The organism is Pseudomonas sp. RIT-PI-o, assembly GCF_001297215.1.
Taxonomy (GTDB): domain Bacteria; phylum Pseudomonadota; class Gammaproteobacteria; order Pseudomonadales; family Pseudomonadaceae; genus Aquipseudomonas; species Aquipseudomonas moraviensis_A.
The window spans coordinates 29,317-51,831 of sequence record NZ_LHPA01000028.1; the positions used below are offsets into that span (position 1 = coordinate 29,317).

The following is a 22,515-nucleotide window of genomic DNA, read 5'->3' on the forward strand; positions in this document are numbered from 1 at the left end:
GGGCGGCATAAATGGACGGTTTGCCCATAGGGCCGATGCTCGCGGTATTTGTCCTGCTGATTTTATGGTCGGGGCTGTTTACCGCCGTCGAAATCGCGCAGCAGTACCTGCTTGCGCAACGTGTCGCCTCGCGCGCCAGCGATAAACCGCTGGCCAGGCTGAGCTTCCCGCTCGACAGCCTGATCCTCTGCAACACCCTGTGCCGCGCCCTTGCGGTGATCATCGCGACGCTGCTGGCGATCTTCCTCTGTGAAGAAAACGGCCCGTGGGCGGCCTGCCTTGGCGCCGGCGCCATCCTGCTGGTGTTCGCCGATTATTTCCCGCGCGCCGTAGCCCGGCGCTATCCCGACGCCGTACTGGCGTTCGGCAACGCTCTGCTGGCCGTGCCGATGAAAATCGTCTACCCGTTCGCCTGGCTGCTCAGCCGTCTCAGCGTTTTGCTGACGACTCCGTTCACGCGAACGGCTCAGGTGGTGCAGCAGAGCGAAGATGATTTGCCGGCCGATCCTGACGACGCCCCAGAGCACCCGGTTCGCGCCCACCCGGTCGCGGGCATTCACGCGCTGGACAACATTACGGTCAACGACATCCTGGTGCCGCGCAGTGATGTCGACGGCATCAATCTCGACGATTCGATCGAAGAGATCATCGAGCAACTGCGCAACAACACACGCACGCGCCTGCCGGTGTTTCACAGCGACATCAATCAGGTCGAAGCGGTGCTCAACACCCGGCAGATCGGCCATTTGCTGAGCAATGGCGAACTCACCCGCGAAGCGCTGCTGGCCGCCAGTTACGAGCCCTACTTCGTCCCGGAAAGCACGCCGTTGCAACTGCAATTGCTCAATTTTCACAAGCAGCAGCGCCGCCTGGGCATGGTCGTCGACGAGTATGGCGAAGTCCTCGGCATCGTCACCCTTGAGGACATTCTCGAAGAGATCGTCGGCGAATTCGAAAGCGAACACAGCCTCGACAACCCGCATATCCATCCACAAGCCGACGGGCGCATGCTGATCGATGGCGCCGCATCGATCCGCGATGTGAACAAGTGCCTGGGCTGGCATCTGCCAAGCGACGGGCCGAAGACGCTCAATGGCCTGGTCACCGAAGCGCTGGAAACCATTCCGGAAAGCGCGGTGTGCCTGAAGATCGGGCGTTATCGACTGGAAATCCTCGAGACCGAGGAGAACCGGGTGAGCAAGGTGCTGATCTGGCACACCTCTTCTGCTCCTGCTTTGGTGCCCGCCAGATAAAAATCAAAAGATCAAAAGATCGCAGCCTTCGGCAGCTCCTACCCTGCGATCTTTTGCGCTTGTTTGATCGTTAGCCCCCTTCCTATAATCGAGGCGCTTACCCAAGCGCCGTCGATCCCTGTGCCTACCCGGCACTACCCGGATCCTGACTGTTTCCGCTGCAAACCGACGACTGTTCCTACTCGAAACAGCGCTCGCGCCCTACCCCACATCCCTGGGTGTTCGACCATAATAATTCGCTCCACTGGAGCTCATGACTGTCAGGGATCACCGCATGACGACCCATACCGCTTACCGCGAAACCGCGCCTGCCCAGCCGACCAATTCCGCCACCCGCGTGGCCACGGCAAGCTTTATCGGCACCGCTATCGAGTTCTACGACTTCTACGTCTACGCCACTGCTGCGGCGCTGGTAATCGGGCCGGTGTTCTTTCCGCAGACCTCCGGCACGGCGCAGATGCTTTCAGCGTTTCTCACTTTTGGTATCGCCTTTCTCGCCCGACCACTGGGTTCGGCACTGTTTGGCCACTTCGGCGACCGCATCGGTCGTAAATCCACGCTGGTTGCCTCGCTGCTGTTGATGGGGGTTTGCACAACCTTGATTGGCGTCTTGCCGGGCTACGACAGCATCGGTGCCTGGGCGCCGATTCTGTTGTGTGTGCTGCGCTTCGGTCAGGGTCTGGGCCTTGGCGGGGAATGGGGCGGTGCGGCGCTGCTGGCCACGGAAAACGCGCCGAAGGACAAGCGGGCCTGGTTCGGCATGTTCCCGCAGCTCGGGCCATCGATTGGTTTTCTGGCGGCCAACGGCCTGTTCCTGACCTTGGCCATGACCCTGGATGACGAGCAATTCCGCAGTTGGGGCTGGCGCATTCCGTTTCTGCTCAGCGCGGCGCTGGTGATGGTCGGCCTGTACGTGCGCCTCAAGCTGCATGAAACGCCAGTGTTTGCCAATGCCATCGCCCGTCAGGAGCGGGTGAAGGTGCCGCTGGTCGAGTTGTTCAGCCAGTATTGGGCGCCGACACTGCTCGGTGCAGCAGCGATGGTGGTCTGCTATGCGCTGTTTTATATCTCGACGGTGTTTTCGCTCAGCTACGGCGTATCCACGCTGGGTTATAGCCGCGAGACGTTTCTTGGCTTGTTGTGCTTCGCCGTGTTGTTCATGGCGGCGGCTACGCCATTGTCAGCCTGGGCCAGCGACCGTTACGGGCGCAAACCGGTGCTGATCATCGGTGGTGTACTGGCGATTTTGTCCGGATTTCTGATGGAGCCGTTGCTGACTCAGGGCTCGACCTGGGGCGTGGCGCTGTTTTTGTGCATCGAGTTGTTTTTGATGGGCGTGACGTTCGCACCGATGGGCGCACTGCTGCCTGAACTGTTTCCGACCCATGTGCGTTATACCGGCGCGTCGGCGGCGTACAACCTGGGCGGCATCGTCGGGGCCTCGGCGGCGCCGTTCTTTGCGCAGAAACTGGTGGCGATGGGTGGGTTGAGCTATGTCGGCGGGTATGTATCGGCGGCGGCGGTGTTGAGTCTGATTGCGGTGCTGTGTTTGAAGGAGACGCGCGGCAACGACCTGAATCGTGTCGCTTGATAGATAGCTATCGCGAGCAGGCTCACTCCTACAGGGGAACGCATTTCAAATTGTAGGAGTGAGCCTGCTCGCGATCGGCGCGACTCGCTTACAGCTCTACAACAACAGCCTTGGAAGCACGGGTCGCCTTGGCACGCGCCGCCTCGATCGATTCATCCCGCGCGAGCGCCACGCCCATGCGGCGCTGGCCGTTCACTTCCGGCTTGCCGAACAAGCGCAGCGCCGTGTCCGGCTCGCTCAGTGCAGCGCCGAGGTTGGCGAATGCAGTCTGGGTCGACAGGCCTTCCACCAGAATCACCGCCGACGCCGACGGGCCGAACTGACGGATCAGCGGCACCGGCAGGCCGAGAATGGCGCGGGCGTGCAGAGCGAATTGCGACAGGTCCTGGGAAATCAGCGTCACCAGACCGGTGTCATGCGGACGTGGCGAGACTTCGCTGAACCACACCTGGTCGCCTTTGATGAACAGCTCGACGCCGAACAGACCACGGCCACCCAGCGCTTCAGTCACTGCTTTGGCAACGCGCTCGGACTCAGCCAGGGCAATCGGGCTCATCGCTTGTGGCTGCCAGGATTCCTGATAGTCACCTTTCTCCTGACGGTGACCGACCGGCGCGCAGAACGTAGTGCCGCCGATGTGGCGCACGGTCAGCAGGGTGATTTCGTAATCGAAATCGATGAAGCCTTCGATGATCACCCGACCTTTGCCGGCGCGACCGCCCTCTTGCGCGTAATCCCAGGCTTTCTGCACGTCCTCGGCGCTGCGCAGCAGGCTCTGGCCCTTGCCCGACGAACTCATTACCGGCTTGACCACGCAAGGGAAACCCAGATCCTGAACGGCTTTGCTGTAGTCCTCGAATGTGTCGGCAAAGTGGTACGGCGAGGTCGGCAGGTCCAGCTCTTCGGCGGCCAGACGACGGATGCCTTCACGGTTCATGGTCAGTTGCGCCGCACGCGCGGTTGGGATCACGGTGAAGCCTTCGGCTTCCAGCTCAACCAGAGTGGCGGTGGCGATGGCTTCGATTTCCGGCACGATGAAATGCGGCTTCTCCGCTTCGATCACTGCACGCAGGGCGGCGCCATCGAGCATGTTGATCACGTGGCTGCGATGGGCGACTTGCATGGCCGGCGCGTTGGCGTAGCGGTCGACGGCAATCACTTCAACGCCCAGGCGCTGCAGTTCGATTACCACTTCCTTGCCCAACTCACCACAGCCACACAGCAATACGCGGGTCGCGGTTGGCGACAATGGAGTTCCGATACGGGTCATCTCAGGTCCTCAAAGGAAGCGGATCATCGAGGAAAGCCACGCAAGTGCACTTTCCATGGGGAGAAAGCGCGGCATTTTACATGAACCCGACGGTTTGGCTTCAGCTGGCGACAGCCTGTTTGCGATCACGCCAAGCCATGATCAGCCAGACGGCAGTGACGCCGGCGAACTTCGAAGCCAGCGCAGTGATGATCACCGGTGGCGTCAGGGCGTCGATCATGCCGAAAAAGATGAAGGTATCCAGCGGAATGCTCAGCGCCGAGCTGATCCACAAGCGGTCGCGCAACGGCCGCTTGGTGATGCTGAACACCAGCCAGTCGATGCACTCGGAGACCGCAAACGCCGTGGCGCTGGCCAGTGCGATGGAAGGGTCGGAGGTAATGTAGGAAAGCACCAGCGCCGCCAGCATCGCCACGATCGCACCATGACCGAAGCGCGTTTGCACCATGTCGCGCAGTACGAACACCAGCCCGCCCCAGGCCGACCAGATGATGTCCAGGTGCGGCGCGGTGGAAAAGGCGAAGTTGATCAGCACGACGCTGCTGATGTAAGCGATGAGGAAAATCATGGAGGCGACCTGGCAGATTGGCGCACAGATTACTTCAGCCAAAGTAGAATCAAAAGATCGCAGCCTTCGGCAGCTCCTACAGGGAAAACGCATTTCAAATGTAGGAGCTGCCGAAGGCTGCGATCTTTTGATCTTAATGCCCGGTTGTCTTACCAATCATCCACACCAACCCACTCGCCTTCGCCCGCTCATGACACGACCCCAGCACCGCCCGACGCTCGTCATTGCTCATGCGGCCCCAGCGGGTGATCTCCTCGACCGTACGCTGGCAGCCGGTGCAGATATCGTCTTCATCCAGCGCGCAAATATTCACGCACGGCGAGGCAACAGGTCGTTCGATGCTGGTCATTCTTCCTGCTCAACCAGATCGCGGGCGTACCGCTGCGAGTTATGCACATAGTGCGCGGCGCTGGCTTCGAGCATCTTTTTCTGCGGCTCGGTGAGTTCGCGCACAACCTTGCCCGGTGAGCCCATCACCAGCGAACCGTCAGGAATTTCCTTGCCTTCGCCGATCAGCGAATTGGCGCCGATGATGCAGTTCTTGCCGATCTTCGCGCCATTGAGAATCACCGCGTTGATACCGATCAGGCTGTAATCGCCGACCGTGCAGCCGTGGAGCATGGCGTTGTGGCCGATGGTCACGCCGGTGCCGATGGTCAGCGGATAACCCATATCGGTGTGCATCACCGTGCCGTCCTGCACATTGCTGTTCTTGCCGATGAGGATCAGTTCGTTGTCGCCGCGCAACACGGCGTTGAACCAGACGTTGGCGCCCTCTTCCAGGCGGACCTTGCCGACGAGCACGGCATTGGGCGCGACCCAGCTCTGCGGATGGGTTTCGACACGGGCGTCGCCCAGGCGGTATTTCATCTTGTTTTCCTCGGGGCTCACGGCCGTTCGAACGACGGCTCAGGTATCGATAAAACTTTTCGGGGGTTGGTGCAGGCTGATTTTGGCGTCATAGAGCAGGTTGATCAACTCGACGATCATGATCGCCGTCAGCCCCCAGATCTTGTACCCGCCGAAGCGATAGCTCGGCACATACCAACTGCGGCCCTGATAGTCGATGCGATGGGTGTGCTCACGGGGATCTTTGCGGAAGAATTCCAAGGGCACGCTGAAGACGGCGGCGATTTCGGCATCATTGGGTTGGTATTCGACAAAATCGGGAATCACCCCGACATACGGCGTTACCTTGATACCGTGCAGGGAAATCAGCGGACTCAGTGGGCCGATGACTTCGACCAGCCCCGGCGGCAGTCCGATTTCTTCTTCGGCTTCACGCAGCGCGGTGAAGATCAGGTCCGGGTCTTCCGGGTCGCGGCGTCCACCAGGAAAGGCGACTTCGCCGCCGTGGGTCGAAAGCCCGCTGGCGCGCAGGGTCAGAACCAGTTCCGGTTCGTCACTGCGGGTGATCGGCACCAGCACGGCGGCTTCGGGGAAACGTGCGTCGGTCTCCAGCGTGCGCGGTGTGTGGTTGCTTACCCTATGCAGTAGCTCGTCCAGCATGAGTGTTCTCGATCAGTGCCTTGCTCCGCATCATGCACCAATCAAAGCGAGCGCCCAAGCCCCCGAAACCCGTCGTGTCGCGAAACGACAACTTGCCGACCGGCCCCGCTGCACGCCAAGATAGGCGCAGCATTCAGGAACCCGAGCATGAAATTTTGCAGCCACTGCGGTAACCCGGTCACCCAGCGCATTCCCGAAGGCGACTCGCGGCTGCGATTTGTCTGCGACAGCTGTCAGACCATTCACTACCAGAATCCCAATATCGTCGCCGGTTGCGTGCCGACCTGGGGCACGCAAGTGTTGCTCTGCCGCCGCGCCATCGAGCCGCGTCTCGGTTACTGGACGCTGCCGGCCGGCTTCATGGAAAACGGCGAGACCATCGAACAGGCGGCCATCCGCGAGACCGCCGAGGAAGCCTGCGCCCGGGTGCGTAACCTGAGCATCTACACGTTGATCGACGTGCCGCACATCAGTCAGGTGCACGTGTTCTTCCGCGCCGAACTGGCCGACCTGGAATTCGCCGCCGGCCCCGAAAGCCTTGAAGTGCAGTTGTTCGATGAAGCCGACATCCCGTGGGACGAGCTGGCTTTCCGCACGGTCGGGCGTACCTTAGAATGCTTCTTCGCTGATCGGCGCGTCGAGAACTACCCGGTGCGTTCGGAATCGATCCCGCCACTGGTGCAGCCGGTCATTGTTGGCTAGAAGATCAAAAGATCGCAGCCTTCGGCAGCTCCTACCTAAAACCTGATTGCGTCACTCCCTGGGGAATCGTTTCAATGCGCTGGTTGCTTGCCCTGTTCTGCCTGTCGTTCGTCAGCGTTTCGCAAGCGTCATTCGTGACCACCGTGACGCCATCGAATACCCCGCTGATCGAGAAAGTCCTGGTACTCAAATCGGCCCACCAACTGCAGTTGATCGCCGACGGCAAGCCGCTGAAGACCTATCGCATTTCCCTGGGCAAGGGGGCGAAGAAAGGGCCGAAACTGATCGAGGGCGACAAACGCACACCCGAAGGTTTCTATTGGATCGACTGGCGCAAGACCAGCGAGAAATTCAACCTGTCGATGCACATTTCCTACCCGAACATCAGCGACGCCGCCCGCGCACGCCGTGAAGGTGTCGAGCCCGGCGGGATGATCATGATCCACGGCACCCCGGACTCGGAAGACAACCCGGAGCAGCTGTTCCACACCCTCGACTGGACCGATGGCTGCATCGCCATGCGCAACGTCGACATGCGTGAAGTGTGGAACCTGGTGCCGGACGGCACCATGATCGAGATTCGCCCGTAACCTCGACCGCTGGTCACCCGTAAAAAAATAAATCAAAAGATCGCAGCCTTCGGCAGCTCCTACAGGGGTGATACCACTCCGAATTGCAGGAGCTGCCGCAGGCTGCGATCTTTTGCTTTTTATCGCCTATCGTTAATACCACTTGATACCACCGCCCCTGAACACCGCCATTTCACTGGGTTACAGGCCATTTACCTGCGTTGACATGGTATGCAAGTGGTATTAGTTTCCGCCCCACAAGCGAGCCACAACAATCCTATACTCGCGACGGAAACGACCTACATGAACGACCTCCAATCCCTACGTCCCGACGACGCCCAGCCGACGCCGCTGTACTTGCAGCTGGCGCGCAATCTGGAAGCGGCGATTCATGCCGGGCAGTGGAAGGCCGAACAGGCAATGCCGTCCGAGCGCAACCTCAGCGACCAGCTCGGCATCTCCCGGGTCACCGCGCGCAAGGCATTGGAAGTCTTGCTCGAGCAAGGTCTGATCCGCCGCCTGCAAGGCTCTGGCACATTCATCACCCCACGTCTGGAACAACCGCTGTCGCGGCTTTCCGGCTTCAGCGAAATGCTGCGTTTGAAAGGCTTCGTACCCAGCTCGAAGTGGCTGGAGCGGGAAATCACTCTGCCGACCCACGAAGAACTGATCCGCCTCGGCCTGTCGCCCAACGACAAAGTCGCGCGGATGAAGCGCTTGCGCAAAGCCGATGACACGGTCATGGCGATTGAAATGAGTACCCTGCCCGCGTCGATCATGCCCAAACCGCAAGCGGTGGGTGATTCGCTCTACGAATACCTTGACGGCATCGGCAAACCGATCGTCCGCGCCCTCCAGCACATTCAGGCGATCAACGCCTCTGACGAGTTCGCCGCGCTAGTCGGCATCGCCCCCGGCACCGCCATGCTGCTGATGACCCGGGTCGGCTATCTGGAAGACAACACGCCGATCGAAGTCACCGACACCTATTGCCGCAACGATTACTACGACTTTGTTGCAGAGCTGCGCCGCTGAGCGCGGCCCCAAGCGAGAACGAAAATGTCCGAAGACAACATCCTCACCGCCAGCGGCTGGGTTCGCGGCCGGCTGATTCACGAACACGGCAAGGTCGTGTCGATCAACGGCGTGCCCTGCGATCCGGCCGATAACGATCTGCCTTATCTGCTGCCGGGGTTCATCGACCTGCACGTTCACGGCGGCGGAGGCAAAGACATCATGGAAGGCGCGGACGCCTTCGAAACCATCAGCAAAACCCACGTGCGCTTTGGCACGACCTCGTTGCTGGCCACCACCATGACTGCGCCCAGCGCCGAGATCTCCAGCGTCCTCAAAGCGGTAGGAGAATTCTGCGAACAGCGTCCGAAAGGCGCCGCGCGAATGCTTGGCGTGCACCTTGAAGGCCCGTACATCAACCCGGGAAAACTCGGCGCCCAACCCAATTTCGCCCACACCGCGTTGATCGCCGAAGTCGAAGAATATCTGGCGCTGGCGCCGATCCGCGTGATTACGATCGCCCCGGAAATCGCCGGCCACGATGCATTGATTCGTGAACTGAGCAGCCGTGGCATCCGCATGCAGATCGGCCACACCCTCGGCAGCTACGAGGAAGGCGTCGCCGCGCTGGCTGCCGGTGCGACCAGCTTCACTCACCTGTACAACGCCATGAGCCCGCTGCATCACCGCGAGCCGGGCATCGTCGGTGCGGCACTCGCCCATGCGCAGTACGCCGAGCTGATCCCCGATCTGCTGCACGTGCACCCCGGCGCCATTCGCGTGGCCCTGCGCTCGATCCCGTGCCTGTATTGCGTGACCGATTCCACCGCCGCCGCCGGTATGCCCGACGGTGAATACAAGCTCGGCAGCCACACCGTGACCAAATGCCTGGGCGGCGTGCGCCTGCCCGACGGCACGCTGGCCGGCAGCACCCTCACCATGGATCAGGCCCTGCGCAATCTGGTGAAGATCGGCTTGCCGATCGCCGAGGCCTCGCAACGTCTGTCGCAATTTCCCGCCGACTACCTCGGCATCACCGAACGCGGGCGCCTGGCCCCGGGTACCTGGGCCGACTGCGTGCGGCTCGATCGCTCACTCACACTGACCGCCGTCATGGTCGAAGGAGAAGACATTGACTTCAAAAATGCTTGAAGAGGCGCTGTCCTCGTTCGAGGCCGTGCAAGCCCAACTGCAACAGCTCGACGCGCCGATGATCGAAATCGCCGGGCGCCTGCGCCGGCAGCCGCCGCAAGTGGCGATGACCGTTGCCCGTGGCAGCTCCGACCACGCGGCGAGCTACTTCGCCTACCTGACCATGCAGCAACTCGGCGTGCCCGTGGCCTCATTGCCGATGTCCGTAGTGACCATGCAGCAAGCGCCATTGAAAGTCAGCGGTCAGGTTGCGTTCGCGTTTTCGCAGTCGGGACAGAGCCCGGATCTGGTCAACAGCCTGCGCCTGTTGCGCAAGCGCGGCGCGCTAAGTGTGTCGATGGTCAACGCCGCCGATTCGCCCCTGGAGGCAGCCTGTGAATTCAGCCTGCCGCTGCTTGCCGGCACGGAAAGCAGCGTCGCCGCGACCAAGAGTTTTATCGCCACCCTTAGCGCCAGCGCCCGCTTGATCGCGCACTGGAAAGAAGACAGCGAATTGCTCGAGGCCGGCAACGCCCTGCCTGAAGGTTTGCGCGAAGCCGCAAAACAGGACTGGAGCGTCGCCATCGAAGCGCTGCGCGATTGTCAGCGCTTGATGGTGATCGGCCGTGGCGCCGGTTTCGCCATCGCCCAGGAAGCGGCGCTGAAATTCAAGGAAACCTCGGCGATTCAGGCCGAAGCGTTCAGCAGCGCCGAAGTCCGTCACGGGCCGATGGCGCTGATCGACGAACACTATCCACTGCTGGTCTTTGCCCCACGCGGCGCCGAGCAGGCTGGCCTGCTGAGCCTCGCGGCAGAAATGCGCCAACGCGGCGCCCGGGTACTGCTCGCCGCCCCGGATGACGTCAGCGAACGCGACCTGACCCTGACCCGCGCCGAGCACCCGGCCCTCGACCCGATTCTGGCGATCCAGAGTTTCTACGTGATGGCCGCAGGCCTGGCCGTGGCGCGGGGCATGGACCCGGATCAGCCACGCCATTTGAGCAAAGTGACCCGCACGCACTGACCGCCGAGATTCAACTGATGAGACCCAGCCATGCCCGACAACAATAAAGAGCTGACCCTCAGCGCCCCGCTCAGCGGCCCCGTGCTGACGCTCGCCAACGTCCCGGACGCGGTGTTCGCCAGTGGCGCGATGGGCGACGGCATCGCCATCGACCCGCTCAACGACACGCTTTATTCGCCCTGCGCCGGCGTGATCATCCACGTCGCGCGCAGCAGCCACGCGGTGACCGTGCGCGCCGACAACGGCGCCGAAATCCTTCTGCATCTGGGCCTCGACACTGTTGAGCTGAACGGTGAAGGTTTCGCCATGCTGGTCAAGGAAAGCGACCGCGTCAGCCTCGGTCAGCCGCTGTTGCGTTATGACCTGGACAAGGTCGGACAGCAGTGCAAAAGCCTGGTCAGCCTGCTGATTCTGACGAACAGCGCGGATTTTCAGGTGCGGCCGATTACCGTCAAAACGGTGAAGGTCGGCGAGCCACTGCTGCACATCATCGCGCGCCAAGCGGTGGCGGCGAATGCCGATACAAGCGGCGGCCCCGAGGCTCGGGGCAAGGTGCGGGTCGCTCATCGCGGCGGCCTGCATGCGCGCCCCGCTGCACTGATCCGGCAAACCGCCCAGGGTTTCAACAGCCAGGCACAGCTGCACTTCAACGGCAAATCAGCGCCGTGCAACAGCCTGATCGGCTTGATGGGGCTGGCGATCGCTGAACAGGATGAAGTGCAGGTCAGTTGTCAGGGGCCGGACGCCGATGCCGCATTGCAAGCGCTGCTCAGCGCATTGGCCACGGCGCTGCCGGACGATCATCACGGGCAAGCGCCGGTCAGCACTGCGGCGCTGAAACGTCCGGCCGAGGCTGGCGTGTTGCACGGTGTTTGCGCGGCGCCGGGGCTGGTCGCCGGGCCGTTGTTTCGCTTGAACGCAATCACGTTGCCGGCGGATATGGGCAACCACGATCCGGTGCAACAGCAACAGACTCTCGAAACGGCATTGAACGCGGTGCGCAGCGAAATCGCCGCTACTCTCGCCCAAGCGAAAAAGCACAGCAACGCCGACGAAGAAGCGATCTTCGCCGCGCACATGGCGCTGCTCGAAGATCCGGCCCTGCTCGACGCCGCGCAGCAATTCATCGCGCAAGGCATCGCAGCGACGCACGCCTGGAGTCAGTCGATCGACGCCCAGTGCGCCATGCTCCAAGGCACCGGCAGTCCGCTGCTGGCCGAGCGTGCCAACGATTTGCGCGACCTCAGGCAGCGCGTCCTGCGCGCCCTGCTTGGCGAGGCCTGGCAATACCAGGTGCCGGCCGGCGCCATCGTCGCGGCGCAGGAACTGACGCCGTCGGATCTGCTGCAACTCAGCGCACAAGGTGTCGCCGGGTTGTGCATGGCCGAGGGCGGCGCCACCTCGCACGTCGCGATCCTGGCGCGCGGCAAAGGCCTGCCGTGCATCGTCGCTTTGGGTGCGCAATTGCTCGATCAACCGCAAGATCAGGCCGTGGTACTCGACGCCGACGGCGGTCGTCTCGAATTGACGCCAAACGCCGAGCGCCTGAGCGAAGTGCAACAGGCGCAAATCCAGCGCCAGCAGCGTCGCGAAAGCCAGCAAGCCAAGGCGCATTTGCCCGCCGAAACCCGCAATGGCGTGCACATCGAAGTAGTTGCCAATGTCGCCTCCAGCAGCGAAGCGGCAGACGCCTTTGCCAACGGTGCCGATGGCGTCGGCCTGTTGCGCACCGAGTTTCTCTTCGTCGATCGCCAAACTGCACCCGATGTCGAAGAACAGCGCAGCGCCTATCAAGCGGTCATCGATGCCATGGGCAACAAGTCGGTGATCATCCGCACCATCGACGTCGGTGGCGACAAGCAACTCGACTATCTGCCACTGCCCGCCGAGGCCAACCCGGTGCTCGGTCTGCGCGGCATTCGTCTGGCCCAGGCGCGCCCGGAAATTCTCGATCAGCAACTGCGCGCGTTGCTGCAGGTCAAGCCGTTGCACCGTTGCCGGATTCTGTTGCCGATGGTCACCGAAGTCGACGAGCTGCTGCACATCCGCCAGCGCGTCGATGCCTTGTGTCTTGAGCTGGGCATTGCCGAGCGCCCGGAGATCGGCGTGATGATCGAAGTCCCCGCCGCCGCGCTGCAGGCCGAACAACTGGCCGAACACGCCGACTTCCTCTCGATCGGCACCAACGATCTGTCGCAATACACCCTGGCCATGGACCGCGATCACGCCGGCCTGGCAGCGCGAGTCGACGCCCTGCATCCGGCGCTGCTACGCCTGATCGCCATGACCTGCGAGGGCGCGGCGGTGCACAAGCGCTGGGTCGGCGTCTGCGGCGCCCTCGCCTCCGACCCGCTGGCGACGCCGGTGCTGATCGGCCTGGGCGTCACCGAGCTGTCGGTGAGCGCGGTGCAGATCGGTGAGATCAAGGACCGCGTCCGCCAGGTGCACGAAGCCGAGTGCCAGCGCCTGAGCCGCGACCTGCTCAAGCTCTCCAGCGCCGCCGCCGTTCGCCACGCCTGTCATCAACATTGGCCTCTGCGCTAACAAAAACAACAAGGACAAACGCCATGTACCAACTCTTCATCGAAGGCCTGCAACGCCTCGGCCGCGCGCTGATGCTGCCGATCGCGATCCTGCCGATCGCCGGCCTGCTGCTGCGCCTGGGCGACACCGACCTGTTGAACATCGCGATCATTCACGATGCCGGGCAAGTGATCTTCGCCAACCTGGCGATGATCTTCGCCATCGGCATCGCCGTCGGTTTCGCCAAAGACAACAACGGCACCGCCGGCCTGGCCGGGGTGATCGGTTATCTGGTGATGATCTCTACCCTCAAGGTGCTCGATTCGACCATCAACATGGGCATGCTCGCCGGGATCGTCAGCGGCCTGTTGGCCGGCGCGCTGTACAACCGCTTCAAGGACATCAAGCTGCCGGAGTATCTGGCGTTTTTCGGTGGCCGGCGTTTCGTGCCGATTGTCACCGGGTTCGCGGCGGTCGGGCTGGGCGTGCTGTTCGGCTACATCTGGCCGCCGATCCAGCAGGGCATCAACGCGTTCGGCGCGCTGATGATGGAAAGCGGCAGCATTGGCGCGTTCGTCTTCGGCGTGTTCAACCGCCTGCTGATCGTCACCGGCCTGCATCACATCCTCAACAACATGGCGTGGTTCGTCTTCGGCAACTTCACCGATCCGACCACTGGGGCATTGGTGACTGGCGATCTGTCGCGCTATTTCGCCGGCGACCCGAAGGGCGGCCAGTTCATGACCGGCATGTTCCCGATGATGATCTTCGGCCTCCCCGCCGCCTGTCTGGCGATGTACCGCAATGCCCTGCCGGAGCGGCGCAAGGTGATGGGCGGGATATTTTTATCGATGGCGCTGACCTCGTTCCTGACCGGCGTGACCGAGCCGATCGAGTTCGCCTTCATGTTTCTCGCACCGCTGCTGTTCCTCCTGCATGCGCTGCTGACCGGGCTGTCGATGGCGATCACCAACGGCCTGAACATTCATCTGGGCTTTACCTTTTCCGGTGGCTTCATCGACATGATTCTCGGCTGGGGCAAGTCCACCAACGGCTGGCTGGTGGTGCCTGTCGGCCTGGCTTACGCGGTCATTTATTACCTGGTGTTCGACTTCTGTATCCGCCGCTTCAACCTCAAGACGCCGGGACGCGAAGACGTGGCCACGGCAGAAAAAGCCGTGCTTTCGCAAACCGAACGCGCCAGCGCTTACATCAAGGCCTTGGGCGGCGCAGAGAATCTGCTGACCGTCGGCGCGTGCACGACCCGACTGCGCCTGGAAATGGTCGACCGCAACAAGGCGTCGGACGCCGGGCTGAAAGCGCTGGGCGCGATGGCCGTGGTGCGCCCGGGCAAGGGTGGCAGTTTGCAGGTCGTGGTCGGACCGCTGGCCGATAGCATCGCTGATGAAATCCGCTTGGCGATGCCGGCGCTGGGCCGTGGGGCGCCGGTTGACACTGCCGTGACAGTCGAGGAGCCGAAGACCGTTGCACTTGCCAGCAACGAGGCGCAGCAGTGGCTGAATGCTCTGGGCGGCCGCGACAATGTGCTGCAGCTTGATTGCATCGCCATGACCCGGATCCGCCTGCAACTGGCCGATGACAAGGCGTTGTCCGAGACGCAGCTCAAAGCGCTGGGCTGCCTGGGTGTCAGCCGCCTGGACGGTGGGGTCTGGCATTTGCTGGTGGGCGACAAGGCAGCGAGTTTGAGTGGGGCGCTGGAGGGGTTGGTCAGTCGCCGGGAGGTCAGCGCGCAGATTTGAATCTGCGCTGGTCTGGCGGGCCTCTTCGCGAGCAGGCTCGCCGCCACCCAGACAGGACATTCCACAAAGAGGCTCCCGACACATACATATATACCACCCCGCAAAACACCTCCCTCGCCATGCTGAGCCTTCATCCTCAGCCTGGAGAAAGTGCCCGTGAGCACCCCCAAAGCACCTACCCCCGAAGAGATCAGAAGCGACCTCAACCAGATCGGCGATTATCTGTTCAACACACCCACGCCGCTGCTTCCCGAACTCAAACCGACCACCGGACAGACCTACCTTAAACGCCTCAACGAACAGCTGAAAACCTACCGGACAAGCTATCAGCAACGCAGCCGTCTGCTTTTTCAGGAGCTGGACACCAGCGACCTGCAAAGCGAAAACGGCAAGAAGCTGATCGCAACCCTGAAGATCAGGCTCAACACCCAACTGATCAACATGGACCTGCGGGACCAGATCGACGGCAAGCCGGCAAAAACCTTCCTCAAATATGACGCGGGCTTCACCGCCATCGAACACGAGGCACAACAGGCCGTCAGTGATCGCCTGCTGCACCCGCAAGCCGGCGAGTTGCTGAAAAAAACCGGCCTGGGCCCGATGCTGCGTCCCGCCATGTATGCACTGCAGTTCAGCTATCAGGCCACCACCGTCGAATTGGCCGGCGCCTTTGTCGTCACGCAAAATGACAGCCCGCGAGTCATCGACCTGCTGAACGGCTCAAACGTCGGCTACGCCGTGCTGTTCACGCCCGCACGAGGCATCGAGTTCTTCAATTCTCTGACCGATCTCGATAGTCACCTGCGCGAGTCGCTGAATTCGCGCAGTGGCCGTCTCGACTTCATGCAAATGCTGCCGACGCGCTATCACGACGTCGGTGCCGCAGGGATCTGGCCGCTATCGCTCGCGCCAATCGACAGCAAACCCCTGTTCGAACACACCTACGACGCGCTGATCGAAAAACGCACGCAGGATATCGAGCGCGCCTTGAGCTTCGCCGACAACCCGCAACAAGACCCCGCGCTGTTGGTCACAGCGCTGGAAAAAGCGGTCACCGCCACCCTGCCGGATCTCACGCCGCGCCTGGAGTTACGCGCACTGACCCTGTTCGAACGCCACTTGCGCTACAGCGCACCGGACTGGTACCGCAGCGCCAGCAGCACAAAACAGATCGAACTGGCGCAGCACTTGAGCAACTACCAGCAGGCGCGGGAACGTTTGCTCGATCTGATGGAGCCCGTCGGCAGTCTGATCGCACTGGCGCGCCAGCAATGGCTGGAACGCCTGAGCGATGATCTGGAGATCGACGATCTCGAGCCGGAAAAACTGCAGATCAGCACCGATCGCCGAGTGCCGGGCTATGGCGTTTATACGCATCAATGCAATCTGCTCGATCTGTCCTTGCGCGGCCCGCACACGGGCGATGAATTGCCGGGCTCGGAATTCCTGAGCTACACCACGCTCACCTACGACGGCGCGCCCTTGCCGGAGCGTTATGTCGACTTGACACCGCAATGGCTGGTCAAGGAAGCGATAAGCCTGGAGCCCCGGGTTGACTTCAATCGCCTGCAAAAAGACATGCACGCCCGAGCCGCAATCAAGCCCGCCATTGAGCGAATGCTTGATCAACGCATCGTCGCCCTCGCCCATACGGCAGTCCTGCAGGGGCACCTGCTCGACAGTGATTTGTCGTTGATCCAGCGCTTGCACAGCGGCGGCGATCCGCTCCTGAGCGCCGCCACTCTGTCGGTGCACGGCGCACAACTGCAGGATGTATGGGTCTTGCGCCAGAGCGACGCCAGCGGCGCGGTCAAGCGTGTCTTGCTGTGCACCCCGCAGGCCCCTCGCGAGCGACAGTTCCAGGCCTTCGACAGTGAGCTTGAATGCCAGACCCATCTGCTGGGCTGGGCCACACACAGCGATACCGCCGACAGCATGACGGGCTACCTGATCAGCCGCGCACCGATGCGCTTTCGCCCGGCGCTGCGCAAAGTACTGGCGGGCCTGAGCTTCAGACCTGAAGCGATGGAACACCAGAAGGTCACTTTCGAACACTGTGGCGACCATCTCGTCTGCCTGAAGGCGATGGCGGTTCACATGCTCGCTACGCGCGTCGATGACTACGACTTCAGCACCCCCCTGTGGTATCGCTCGACCACCGCTGCCGATCGCAGACAACTCTCGACCCTGAGCGAAGAGGCCGAAGGCGCGTTGCGCGGGTTCAACCAGCACGCCTTGTCCGGCAGCCAATTTCCGGCTTTTGATGACTACGTGCACCAACAGGCGAAGATCAGTCTGAACCGCCTGCTCAAGCGCTCGGCCAATGATGTCGACCCGGATACCGTCTGGGCCTACGCGCCGATGTCCATCGTGCCCTCATTGACGCCGAAACCGCTGACGTATACCCAGTTGTATCGCGACGGCTATGCCGATGGCGTCGGTTTTCTCGATGAGAAATTCTCCCGCTCGGCACGTTTCAAGGGGCCGCCGGGTATCGATGTCAGCAACCTGACCGCACAGAACGTCGCACGCTCGGTCACCGGGGTGTGGATCGGCGAACGCTACACCAACAAGGTCAGGGATGACCTGCAGAGCTCGACCAGCGAGGGCTACGATTTCAGACGCAACGCGACCCTGGCGATTACTCAGCGCCAGATGAAGGTCGCCGCGCTGGAATGCCAGCTGCAAGGACATATCAGCCGCAGCGATCGGCAATGGCTGGAGCAAAGCATCACCAGCATGGAGGAAACCTCGGGGCCGACGCGCACCAAATACCCGATCCATCGATTGATGATCGATGGCGAGTGGGTGATGGATGTGTGGCTGTTCAGCCATTCCGATAACCCGGTGTTGCTCTATACCCCGGACGCACCCGACGGTGTCAGGTTTCGCGAAGCGCGGCTGTTCAACTACCTGCTCCAACAGCAGGCCGGCATGATCGAATACCTCACCTCTCGGGTAGGCGTGAGTGCTCAGACGCGAGTGCGGACGTTCCTCGAAAACGCAAAAAAACAGCTCCCCAAAGACCTCGACAAGACTACGCCCAGCCCGGCGCGCTACGATTCAACGCCCGCCACCGCTGCCGTCAGCGATTTGCGCTCGGCGCTGTACAACATGAAGCTGCAGCGCCGGATCGACAACGTCCACGCCACGACCACCAGTCGAGCGCAGATGATCGCCGGGCTGATCTGGACCAGTGTCGAATGGATCGCGGCCATTGCCACCGCCCCTTTCCCGCTGCTCAGTCTGAGCACCGGACTGCTGCTGGCTTTCAAGGACGCGATGCTCGCCCTGCACGCTTATCGGCAGGGTGACCACGGTGAAGCTTTCCAGCATTTGCTCGGTTACCTGTTCAACAGTGTCGGCGCGGTGCTGACCGATCTGCGCCCCGCCCTGCGCTCACTCAAGCTCGCGCGCCGACCGCTGCGCCAAGCGATCGCCAGTGCTGGCAACGAACAGCAGAATGTCGTGACCTTGGTCGATCAGGTAGCGCCTCGACCTGACTGGGATGACATGCGTCCGGTGGTTTTCAGAGGCCGGATTTACCTTGCCGGGAAAAATCCCGACGCACTCGGTCGTTATCTGCTCTATCGCAGCAAGCCGAACTCCCCTGACATCGTCTCGACCGGCATCCTCGTTGTTCGCAATTCAGACGGGGTGATGGTGCGCAGTGGCATGATCGGCGGCGCGCCGAAATACGATGCCGTGCCAGACACACCGAGCCCACGCAAAGACTACGGCGTGGTGCCCAAATACCGGGAGCGCGTCGCGATGCTGATGAATCCGCAATTCCGCGACGACGTAATCAAGAGAGGTCAGGACTACATGGGCGTCTCGCCCCTCTCAACCATGAGCGGCGTAGTTGAGGGTCTGGCCTCGACACGCGCCGCCTATATGGATCAGGTAGAAAAACTCACCACCGATGCCACAGGTCATTTCGCCGAACTCGCCGCCCTGCCCGCTCGCGCCGAAGTCCCGGCAGTTGCTGCCGATACTTCATTTGCGCAGTTGATCAACAGCGACGCATTCAAAGGGAAAAACCTGGTGATCGGCGCCCAACCCGGTTCCATCGCCAGCAAACAGGTGCTGATCGACTCTCTGGACGAACTCATTGCCAGCGGTTTCAAGCGCTTGCATGTCGAGTATCTGGCGGACGACATCTTTCATGCCAAGCTGGAAAATTTCAACAAGAAGCTCAGCTGGGAAAACATCAAAACCCACCTCAGAGGTGTTGACCACGCGCTGGGGCACACGGAGAAGGCGCCGTTCTCCTATCTGGCACTTATGCGCGCCGCCCGGAAAAAGAACTTGCGCGTCCATGCTCTGGACGCCTCGACCAGTTATCAACTGGAGCGCGTCATGACGCTGGCCGACGCCTCGCCGTTGACCCCACGAAGCAACAGCATCAGAAATTTTTATTCGCACAGGAAACTGTCTGCCGATATCGCCGACGCCCCCGACGAACGCTGGATCGTCCTCACCGAACAGTCACGCATGTGCACCTTCGACGAGACACCAGGCCTGGCCGACCTGCACGATGCCATCGCCGTGCGGATTGAAGACATCGACCTGGGTCAACCCGCACGCATCAGCCTCGATTCACCCGGTGCGATCAGCGGTGATGCAGCCGCGAAGGGAGATTATCTTGTGCAAATGCCGACTGCGTACAAGGCACCACGGGCCGTCCCGAAGCCAGTGGCACCGGCCGCGGCTTCCGCTCAATTGGGCGACTACGACATGGCGTCGTCGTTTCACGAGGGTGTGGTCAGGCTGATGCGCGACCGAAACGGCCTCGACACTTTCTTCAATCCCGCGAAAGAAGACCGTGAATTGTTCACGGCCTTTATCGCTACCCGACAGCGCCTGGGCAAAGCGGCCAGAGCCGCCTCCAGCGAATTCAAACATGCGAAGCCAGACGCGCTGCCGGTGATTGCCAGCGACGAAACCTTTGACACGTTTCTGCAAAAACTGGCCGACGGCCGCTTGAATCTGCTGATCGGAGAAAATCCAACCGAGGTGTCAGGCAAGGCGCTGCTCAGGAAACACATGAAGGCATTCAAGGATGCGGGTTATGACACGCTGTACCTTGCGAATATGTTCACCGATCTGCATCAGGCCGAACTGGATATTTTTCATCTGACGCAGCGCATGCCCGAGCGCCTCAGAGCCCATCTGCAAAAGCTGAGCGCGGACCGCCCGAGTGGTTATGTGGGTAACGACAATTTCAACGAGGTCTGTGAGGCGGCGGCCAAATACAACATCCGTATCCGCGCCATCGATTGCGTCGCCAGCTACCACGTTAAAGGGCTGCCGGATCCCGAGCTGTCGAGGAAAGAGATATTCAGCTATTTCGCCACGCAAGTGATCAAGAATGACCAATTGGTCCACGGGCCGCATAAATGGATGGCACTCGTTGACGCCACGCAGACCAACTACAGTCTGGGGGTTCCGGGGCTGGGCGAGACGCTGGGCGCGGTCAGTCTTCACGTCCGCGACAGTACGCCTGGTCTGGCCAGCTCGATCCAACAGGGCGCGTGGTCGACAATGATTCCGGAAAAAGCGGTCAACACACGGGCCGTGCGCAGTGATTTCACCCTGAACATCGCGGTGCCTGGCAAAAAGAACATTGCGCCGACGCCGCCTGTCAGACGCAGCAAACTGACCCAGCCCGGTATGTTCCTGATCGAAAACGAAGGCACGAGCGGAACACGTCTGGTGCATAAATCCAAAGCGGGTGAAATTGTCGTCACGCCGATTCAGGCCAACGACCAAGGCTTGTTGTTCATAGATCGCTGGGATAAGAAAGACCAGGGGTTCAAATACCTGCGAACGCTGATCGAGATGCTTGTGACCGACGTGAAACTGACCCAGGTGAAATAACACCGGTTCGCTTGCGCGTTGTGTAAGAACCACTGGGTCTGGAAGCCCAGTGGTTTTTTTATGACCGAAAGCAAGCGAACGGCCAGGGACCCGGGTTTCAGGTTCGCGGATCAACCCGATCCAGCGCCCGATTCACCGCCAGCTCCGCGAGCATGATGATCTGCTGGATGGCCAGCGCCGTATTGCGCTGCGGCCGACCCAGCTGATCGGCGAAATCGCTGGCCAGAGTGTTGGCTGAAGCGAGGGATTCACAGGCGTGGGCCAGGAGGGTTTCGGTGTCGATTTCCGGCTGGATCACAAACATGGTGCTGGGCGGGTGCGGTTTGCCTGACTGCGGGCACAGGTAAAAATCCAGAGCACGCTTGATCGCTTCGCGGTTTTTGGCGAGGTCGTCGGCGCGGATGGCTTGTTCGAGGGGGGTTGTGGGTTCGAGGGGTGGGTCGGGAACGATTTTGTCCACAGTGCTACTCCTGCTGATATTGATGGGCAGCCATCGATCGCCGGATCTCACGCGGCGAGTAGGTGGCAGCTATGTGCGAGGTGAGATCCACCGGAGCAGGCAACCGGCCAGACCGAAGTCTGCCCGCACACAGCCGCCATAAAGCAGGCAGCAGATTGAGCTGGCGCCAATTATCGTGGTGCTGGCGCCAGTTGCAAGCTATCCGGGGATCTCACTCCCGATCGCTGATTCGCAGCGACGGGAAAAGACTAGAGCCCACACGTCCGACGGACAACCTGAAAACCTTGTGGGAAGGTTCTGGTCATCGGGTACCTGATTTAAACAATCTCAAATTCTCGAGCGCCTGGATGGGCCTCATCGCGAGCAGGCTCACTCCTACAATTGGATCGAGTACAACCTCAAGAAACAGGTCGGCTGTCAGGCCGCCTTCGCGAGCAGGCTCGCTCCCACAGAAAAGCAAAGGCAAGATCACAAGATCGCAGCCTTCGGCAGCTCCTACACGATGAGCGTTAGCTCGAGTAAAGCTTTTGATCTTGATCCACCGGCGACGTCGGAAGGCTGAGTGGAGGGATTGATCCGGGCGTGGGAGCGCAGCGACCGTCTGGCGCAGCCAGACACAGCGAGTGTAGGTGCAGCGGAGCAAACCGGAGCCGCTGCGCCCGGATCAGTCCCGCAGCGAAGGAACCCGAGCCTGCGAGGGCCGAACGCAGGAGCAAGCCTTTTGGGTTACCTTTTTGGCGTTTGAAAAAGGTGACTCGCCGTAAGGGCGAAACCGCCAGCCGCAGCCCCCGAAGAAACGGATATTCACTCAGTCAGCCAGAGCATGGTCGCCTATAAGGGCGCCATCGCGAGCAGGCCAACTCCTACAGAAAAGCAAATCGCAGGCAACAAAAAACCCGCAGACAATCCCTCATCTGCGGGTTTCCCGTTTCAGCAGCCAAGAAGATCAGAAATCTTCCAGCCGCCACACCTCATAAGCCGGCGTCTCGTACGGATGGCTAAGCTTCAAAGCCGCCACAACAGCAACAATCAACTCATCCGCAACAACAAGCTCAACCTTCCATTCCTCAACCCGCTCAACCTGCCCCGCCTCACCAATAAATGGCTGACTCCCGTCCAAAGGTCGAAACTGGCCCAGACCGAGCACCTGCCACGCACAGTGGTCATAGTCACCGATCCGCCCACCACCGGCAGCGAACACAGCCCCTTTGACCACCTCGACATGACTGTCAGGAACAAAAAACGCCAGCTTGTACACAGG

General features: G+C 61.2%; 17 protein-coding genes. 10 read left to right on the forward strand and 7 right to left on the reverse strand.

Translation table 11 applies throughout. The features are described from left to right. Window positions 1–11: 11 nt before the first annotated feature. Window positions 12–1,253 carry a transporter associated domain-containing protein gene (locus tag AEQ63_RS18920; RefSeq protein WP_064364383.1) on the forward strand — a complete coding sequence of 414 codons (1,242 nt, stop codon included), beginning with the start codon at window positions 12–14 and terminating at the stop codon, window positions 1,251–1,253. A gap of 274 nt (window positions 1,254–1,527) precedes the next feature. Continuing rightward, window positions 1,528–2,844, forward strand: coding sequence for an MFS transporter (locus tag AEQ63_RS18925; protein WP_042606915.1), 1,317 nt, complete (start codon window positions 1,528–1,530; stop codon window positions 2,842–2,844). 88 nt (window positions 2,845–2,932) lie between these two features. On the opposite strand, the gene purT is transcribed toward AEQ63_RS18925, so the two are convergent. From purT to AEQ63_RS18950, 5 genes are all read right to left on the reverse strand, one after another. Beyond that, window positions 2,933–4,114: a formate-dependent phosphoribosylglycinamide formyltransferase gene (gene purT, locus AEQ63_RS18930; protein ID WP_064364384.1), complete on the reverse strand. Its 1,182-nt coding sequence runs from the start codon at window positions 4,112–4,114 to the stop codon at window positions 2,933–2,935. 100 nt (window positions 4,115–4,214) lie between these two features. After that, entirely contained in the window at window positions 4,215–4,682 is a 468-nt protein-coding gene (locus AEQ63_RS18935) for a VUT family protein (protein WP_016771544.1), read from the reverse strand. Window positions 4,683–4,815: 133 nt separating this feature from the next. Then, entirely contained in the window at window positions 4,816–5,031 is a 216-nt protein-coding gene (locus AEQ63_RS18940; protein ID WP_064364385.1) for a DUF1289 domain-containing protein, read from the reverse strand. After that, complete coding sequence (locus tag AEQ63_RS18945; protein WP_042606912.1) at window positions 5,028–5,552, reverse strand: gamma carbonic anhydrase family protein; 525 nt, start codon at window positions 5,550–5,552, stop codon at window positions 5,028–5,030. The genes AEQ63_RS18940 and AEQ63_RS18945 overlap by 4 nt, the downstream gene beginning before the upstream one ends. A 39-nt stretch (window positions 5,553–5,591) precedes the next feature. Then, complete coding sequence (locus AEQ63_RS18950) at window positions 5,592–6,191, reverse strand: CoA pyrophosphatase (protein WP_064364386.1); 600 nt, start codon at window positions 6,189–6,191, stop codon at window positions 5,592–5,594. Between the two features lie 147 nt (window positions 6,192–6,338). Between AEQ63_RS18950 and AEQ63_RS18955 the strand changes: the two genes are divergently transcribed. From AEQ63_RS18955 to AEQ63_RS18990, 8 genes are all read left to right on the forward strand, one after another. Beyond that, entirely contained in the window at window positions 6,339–6,893 is a 555-nt protein-coding gene (locus AEQ63_RS18955; RefSeq protein WP_042606910.1) for an NUDIX hydrolase, read from the forward strand. Window positions 6,894–6,967: 74 nt separating this feature from the next. Continuing rightward, on the forward strand, window positions 6,968–7,483 hold the full coding sequence (locus tag AEQ63_RS18960; protein WP_042606909.1) for a L,D-transpeptidase family protein: 516 nt from the start codon (window positions 6,968–6,970) through the stop codon (window positions 7,481–7,483). A gap of 282 nt (window positions 7,484–7,765) precedes the next feature. Further along, window positions 7,766–8,497: a GntR family transcriptional regulator gene (locus AEQ63_RS18965; RefSeq protein WP_042606908.1), complete on the forward strand. Its 732-nt coding sequence runs from the start codon at window positions 7,766–7,768 to the stop codon at window positions 8,495–8,497. A 24-nt stretch (window positions 8,498–8,521) separates the two neighbouring features. Beyond that, a complete protein-coding gene (nagA, locus tag AEQ63_RS18970) occupies window positions 8,522–9,628 on the forward strand; it encodes an N-acetylglucosamine-6-phosphate deacetylase (protein WP_064364387.1) in 1,107 nt (368 codons plus the stop codon). Next, window positions 9,609–10,631 carry an SIS domain-containing protein gene (locus tag AEQ63_RS18975; RefSeq protein ID WP_152972390.1) on the forward strand — a complete coding sequence of 341 codons (1,023 nt, stop codon included), beginning with the start codon at window positions 9,609–9,611 and terminating at the stop codon, window positions 10,629–10,631. The genes nagA and AEQ63_RS18975 overlap by 20 nt, the downstream gene beginning before the upstream one ends. 30 nt (window positions 10,632–10,661) lie before the next feature. Then, window positions 10,662–13,175, forward strand: coding sequence for a phosphoenolpyruvate--protein phosphotransferase (gene ptsP / locus AEQ63_RS18980; protein ID WP_064364389.1), 2,514 nt, complete (start codon window positions 10,662–10,664; stop codon window positions 13,173–13,175). A 23-nt stretch (window positions 13,176–13,198) separates the two neighbouring features. Further along, window positions 13,199–14,914, forward strand: coding sequence for an N-acetylglucosamine-specific PTS transporter subunit IIBC (gene nagE, locus AEQ63_RS18985; RefSeq protein ID WP_064364390.1), 1,716 nt, complete (start codon window positions 13,199–13,201; stop codon window positions 14,912–14,914). Window positions 14,915–15,070: 156 nt separating this feature from the next. Further along, a complete protein-coding gene (locus AEQ63_RS18990; RefSeq protein WP_064364391.1) occupies window positions 15,071–20,794 on the forward strand; it encodes a membrane-targeted effector domain-containing toxin in 5,724 nt (1,907 codons plus the stop codon). A gap of 97 nt (window positions 20,795–20,891) precedes the next feature. Here AEQ63_RS18990 and AEQ63_RS18995 read toward each other — a convergent pair whose 3' ends face one another. Further along, entirely contained in the window at window positions 20,892–21,254 is a 363-nt protein-coding gene (locus AEQ63_RS18995; RefSeq protein ID WP_064364392.1) for a DUF6124 family protein, read from the reverse strand. Window positions 21,255–22,200: 946 nt separating this feature from the next. Further along, a complete protein-coding gene (locus tag AEQ63_RS19000) occupies window positions 22,201–22,512 on the reverse strand; it encodes a Nif3-like dinuclear metal center hexameric protein (protein ID WP_042607740.1) in 312 nt (103 codons plus the stop codon). Window positions 22,513–22,515: the final 3 nt, after the last annotated feature.